Source organism: Candidatus Pantoea soli, assembly GCF_007833795.1.
Classification (GTDB): Bacteria; Pseudomonadota; Gammaproteobacteria; order Enterobacterales; family Enterobacteriaceae; genus Pantoea; species Pantoea soli.
The window spans coordinates 1-5593 of record NZ_CP032706.1 but is presented as its reverse complement, the minus strand read 5'-3'; the positions used below and the strand labels follow the sequence as shown (position 1 = coordinate 5593).

Annotated in this window: 6 protein-coding genes; 1 reads left to right on the top strand and 5 read right to left on the bottom strand. The window is 47.5% G+C overall.

Translation table 11 applies throughout. The annotated features are described in order from the left end of the window. The first annotated feature begins 1038 nt into the window (after positions 1–1038). A complete protein-coding gene (locus tag D8B20_RS21505) occupies positions 1039–1320 on the top strand; it encodes a hypothetical protein (RefSeq protein ID WP_145892165.1) in 282 nt (93 codons plus the stop codon). A gap of 4 nt (positions 1321–1324) precedes the next feature. Here the strand turns inward: D8B20_RS21505 and D8B20_RS21500 are convergent, their stop codons facing one another. The 5 genes from D8B20_RS21500 to D8B20_RS21480 form a co-directional block, all read right to left on the bottom strand. After that, on the bottom strand, positions 1325–1552 hold the full coding sequence (locus tag D8B20_RS21500) for a DUF2442 domain-containing protein (protein ID WP_145340219.1): 228 nt from the start codon (positions 1550–1552) through the stop codon (positions 1325–1327). 829 nt (positions 1553–2381) lie between these two features. Next, positions 2382–2783, bottom strand: a complete 402-nt coding sequence (locus D8B20_RS21495) for a helix-turn-helix domain-containing protein (protein ID WP_145892163.1) — start codon at positions 2781–2783, stop codon at positions 2382–2384. 10 nt (positions 2784–2793) lie between these two features. Continuing rightward, on the bottom strand, positions 2794–2973 hold the full coding sequence (locus D8B20_RS21490; RefSeq protein WP_039031168.1) for a Rop family plasmid primer RNA-binding protein: 180 nt from the start codon (positions 2971–2973) through the stop codon (positions 2794–2796). Between the two features lie 210 nt (positions 2974–3183). Continuing rightward, positions 3184–4701, bottom strand: coding sequence for an SIR2 family protein (locus D8B20_RS21485; protein WP_145892161.1), 1518 nt, complete (start codon positions 4699–4701; stop codon positions 3184–3186). Then, positions 4688–5593: a replication initiation protein gene (locus D8B20_RS21480; protein WP_145892159.1), complete on the bottom strand. Its 906-nt coding sequence runs from the start codon at positions 5591–5593 to the stop codon at positions 4688–4690. The genes D8B20_RS21485 and D8B20_RS21480 overlap by 14 nt, the downstream gene beginning before the upstream one ends.

The following is a 5593-nucleotide window of genomic DNA, read 5'->3' as shown; positions in this document are numbered from 1 at the left end:
ATTGCCCTGCACTTATGGCGGGCTGTTGTCTGGCACGTTTCATGTGCTAAGATTCCTTCAAGGTTTCGACCTAGCCCTGGTTATCATGTCCGCTCGCCAAAGTAGAGCATGATTGCCGGGGCTTTGTTTTTTATGGCTCTAACGTTACACCGTCTGGCAACTTCTGTCGATCTCGCAACGATTTACCATAACATCCCTTGGGCGCACCACCTGAGAGCCCCTCAGCGCGATTCTGCCGCATCCGGGTCGTTTCCGGCACTTTTCCCTGCCCGTATCGTGAAAAAACGCGCCTGATGATTTCTGCGCGGATGCATGACTATGCACGGGAGTGAATGGCGGACGACTCCGGGCGGATGCTGGCACTAAAGCCGCATTTTTACGGGAAACGTTCATTTCCTATAACGGTGAACGGGCGCGCAGTTTACTGTGCGGTCGTGAGGCGTTGGACAAGCCATCCGGCGCGGCAGATAGTTTATTTAATGCAGACTATCTGTCTGCGTTCGTCAAAGAGAAAAGGAGATTCACATGTCTAAAAATACCTCAAAAGGTCCATCGTCAAGTAACCCTGACAACGGCGGTAACTGGCCATCTACGACAGGAAACAAGTCCGGAGGAGGCAGAGGTAATGCACCATCACGCCCAAAATCTGGTAATGGTGCGGCCGCGAAGCGGTAGGGATTCTGAGAGCCAGCTGCAGGCTCAGGAGAAAACATTCTGTTTTCGGGGCAAGCATTTCAAATGACGTCATTTGGAAGCGCTTGCCCTATCCTGCATAGCAACGTTTGAGGCATGTGGATGCAAACGCCAGCACTTTGCGAATCATGCCCTCGATCTGAACAGCAGCGAAATTTCGTCCGGACGAAATCCAGGGTATCGGGCGGCGCCTGATGAAACGTTCTGGAGTGCCGGCGGTACTCCAAAAACACATATTGTCCCACCGGTTTTGTCACTGGCGCAAAGCGGCGGTAATGACAAAACATTTCCTGTCCGGCCGTATTATGTTTTCTTCTGCATAGCTAACGGCACAAGGACATCTCCGTGAAAATCTACTGGACCCTGAAAAGTATTCCCGAGCTGAAAAAACTGTCTCCCGGGGATCGCGGAAGGCGGTGGCAAAGCGCATATAAATTAGCTTTTCGGCACTGGCAGACCCGGGGGGGCATCGTCATCTGCGGGATACTCGCTGGCGCGGGAGCGTACTTTGCCGGCATGGCCGGCACCGTAATATCTGCCGGGCTGGGCGGTTTTATTTACGGCCAGATCGTGACACACGTTGTCCTGAAATATTACCGTTACCGGCTGCAGGGCGAAGCCGGCTGAGTTTTCAGGGCTGTACGGATTCCGCGCTCAGTAACCCCGCAAGCGACAGGTCTTCGTCCAGCGCGTCCCAGTGAATACCGCGCGGGGACAGCTCATAATCAGCCAGCTGCGCCGCGCCGGCATCCCTGAGCCGTGGAAAAGAAGCCAGCGGCACGCCAAGAACGCGTGCGTCACTAAGCTGCAGCCACATTTTCCCGTTGCTAAAGTGTGCTGTCGTGATGAAAACGTCCATAACCCCTCCGGTTGACCATAAAGAAACTCCGTTGATAGTATGTCCGCGTACTGATGTCGTCCACGACGACCACCAATGATCCGGATGCCTGAGAGGATCGCCTTCGGGTGGCATACAACACTCCTGCAGCCTGAAAGGGAGAACACATCAGTGTGGTACATCTGCCCGCCTTTGAAAGCAGATATCGACAATCATGGCTCCTACTGCCTGGCGATGAAGGTACATTCCACAATGCAGCGAACAGCGAGGCCTGTCCTGCCACTTGCCCGGACGTTTACGTCACGGCAACCATCACGACGATAAGCCTGAACCGGCCTGCCGTCATAGTCCGCTATGTTCTGCGATCACCATTCCGTTTTCCGGAAAGCACACCTTCTGCAGATGCAGCCGCGGCTCCGGACTGAACGGCGTCACTTTGATGCCCGCAAAGCGGGAACAAAGTGACGCGTGAAAAAACGACGCTGCAGCACCTGCGGCACAACGCTTTACGGCGATATCCACAATCTGACGTGCACGTATTACGTGTTTTCATGTGCCCTGAACGGGCTTTTAACCGCGACGCTGCCGGCACGACTGCAGGCAGGTTTCATTAAGAAAGGAAAAAGAACGGCTCGGTATCGATGGCGACACCAGGAGACTGGTGTGTGGAGGGAGTCTGACGCAAGTCAGCCCGGCGTAAGCCGCGAACAGGTCAGCGACCTGGGGAAACCTCGCAAGAACTCAACAATTCGTCACCCCGATGCACAGATACCAGCTGAGTCGCAGGAAGCGCAAAAGCAACCGCGCCGTCGGGGCCAGAATTACCGGAAAAGCAGGTGCTGTCAGCCGGCTATTTCCAGAACTGCCACCATTTCACCGGGGACGGCTGAGGCTGCTGCATATCTTTTTTATGCTCAAGCAGCTGCAGTGATTGTTTGAGGCTGTCGATATGAGACTCCTGAGCAGAAACAAGCGTTCTGAGATGTTCAACCTCCTGTTTCAGACTGTTAATCATCTGTTCATTAGCTGTATCAAGCACTGTAACACGCTGTTCAGAAGCCTGTTCGCTGTACTGTTCAGTGACCGGGGCAGAAATATCACCGAAAACACGAATAAGCTCTGAAATATCTATCATTTTTGAATTGCGCACACCTGCACAAGTAGACAGTTCACCTGTCTTTATTAACCTGTGCAGCGTTGTTCTGCTTTTACCTGTAAGCCTGGCGGCCTCACTGATAGATACTTTTGCCATACGGTTACCGCTATTCCTGATTTAACCTGTCCTGAAGCACAGCATGAAGACGTTCAGCATCCTCATGAAGCTTTTCACACATATCCGCTTCACTGTCTAAATCCAGCTCGTTGAGCCTTTCCAGCAGGAGCAGACTCTGGTCCTGAATGAATTTTGCCATGTTCAGCGCAGTTTTTTGCTGTTTCGTCATCAGATTCTCGGGTGCGTACGTGCCATATGCTGATAACAGGTGAAATGACGCTTCCTCGGTTCGATTCCCTTGTGCATTTTTCTGTACCCACCACCGGATACTACGATCCATGATTAGAAACTCAATCCGAATACCTAAAGTAGATACAACATGCCAAGAAACGAGATAACAACCCCATGAGGGCTGTTATCTGATATAGGTTGTTTAGTCTCACGAATCTCGATGCGTGATGGTTGGCAATGGTGCCTTCATGTCGTAAAGGCAAAGTAAACGTCGATAGTCAGTGCATTTTTTATCTGTGAAACTAATCAAGAAGTTCTTCACATCATTAAGCGGAAGAACATCTCTATAGGCCGAGTAAAAAATCATCGAAAACAACCGGTTTTGAGAGTAGCCAGCATTAGTGATTTCACTAATATCGGTAATATCAATCTGGCATGATGGAGGTATCCTAGCGAAAACTTCATCAACTTTTCTGCGTTGTCTTTCTTTTTTCTCTTCGATATCTGTTAGCTCAGGACAAATATTCCCAAAAGCATAAAAAGGAAAGTGTTGAGTTGCTAAAATAGTTTGTTTATTAAGCAGCAGTATCAACTGATAGTTTTCTTCTTCGACCAGCCTAAAGTAATTCTGCATCATTTCTGTGGTGGTTTGATACTCGTACCTTATTGTCTTTGATGACCCTACAGCAAGAACCATATCTCCATTATTTAAAGAGTCTATATCTTCAGTGATACTGACCTTTATATCTCCACCGCTTCTAATTTCCCCCCATACGCTTTGAACCTTACGTATATCCATAGCAGAAACCGGAAGTAATAGATTAGATATAGAGCTATATATTTTGCTAAATGCATTGGTTTTTATTTTGTTTATCCGTATAGTAGATAACCCTTCTATATCTATATCATGCTCGACAACTTCATCTGAATCGGATTCGGCGTCATGTTCCACTAATAAGAAATTCCTACGGATGCGTTCAGCCATCTCAGATCTATAATCAACACATGAAAATATAGTTTTGAGAATATCCTTAATATTTGAGTCACTAATACTGTAACCAATAAAAATAATCGGATTGTGTATGAATAGCGATAGCAACTGAGCACGAATAAGCTCGTACTCTTGGTTGAACTTATGATAGTCTTTCTCTGTGATTATCATACCCTCTGAATCAGTTACACAACCGTGTATTTTGTAGACTGACCCATAAGGATTGCTGAGAAGTATATTATTCCCTATCAATGGATTGAATTCGAAAATCTTCTCTATCAAAAGATCATAATTTGTAGTTATTATTGAACCTATATTTTTCCTAGCTTTTGTCAACAGCCTTATTTCTTCGTCCACGCCTTCTTTATACTCAGTGCTTCTTAAGAGGTGGGCTAGGTACATCTTAAACCTACTACGACCACCGCCACCGGCCTCCATGTCTCGATAAAACTCATCATTGATGAAAGCAAATGGCCCATGCCTGTCACTACTCACCTCAGTGTTAAAGAGTGTTTCAATATCGCTGGCGACCTTCTCATAATTAACCTTGCCATCATATTGATGGCGATATCGAATATCGAAATACTCTTCAATGTTGCCACGAAAATCGACAACAACCCTTTTTAAAAGAGCATCCCAACTAAAAGACTCAGTCAGATAACGAAGGCTAAATCCTGTTCCTACAAACAAAACTGGATGGTTTTTATAGTTCCTAACAAAATCATTTATATTCATTTAAACCACCATTTTTTAATTTCCTAAAATAGGTAGCCCTACTAATACCTAATTCAACCCAAGGTTGACCGAGAGAAGGACGACCACCGCCTTTACTACGCTTTCCTCTGATAGATTGGATTTCAGAATTGTGTGTTCTGATAACAAAATCATGAAATGATGACTCGCTAAATTTAGCGGTAGTCCACTTGGCAATACTTTTAGCTATGCCACTCACCTCATTTTCATCCAGAGGTACAGGGAATTGCAGATTGTAAACACTGGCACGTTCATAGCAGGCCTGTAGCCACTGGTTGTACTCGGGCCAGCCCTGACGGATAGCGCGATATGCCCACTTGCGAGTTTTGTCGAACAGAGTACAGTTACGGCCTAGCCCGTAGTCAGCAACAATTTCTTTGTCGTTCGCCGCTTTCAGGTCGAGAAAGTCTGCCAGCCAGTCAAGTGTGTAAAGTTCCGGCTGCCACACAGCAATTTTCCAGTGGTTGTGGTTCGGATTTTTGCAGATTAGCCCCGAATACCCCGTGTCAGCCTCTAATTTTTTACGTAACGCATTTTCTACGGCGGCGGCGTAGCGCAGCGGCTTTATTCTCCCGTCTGGTGCGGTTCGTATTGAGGTTTGCAGCGCATAAAGGAGATGTGCGTGTCCGTTCTCTGGATTGGTAATAGCAAGCGTTGGCGCAGGCGCGTTACGGTCGCTCCAGTCAATGGCAGCTCCAGCGCGATCAACGTCAAATCCCAGCCAGAACATGGCGTGAGGCTGATTGAACTGAATATATTTCGCCAGAATGGCGCGTTCCTTACCGGCAATACGTACACCGAAGTACAAATCATCCGAAAAGTACGGCTTACGCGGCAAACGTTCATTGAAAAGTTTAAGAGCAGCATTACTCAA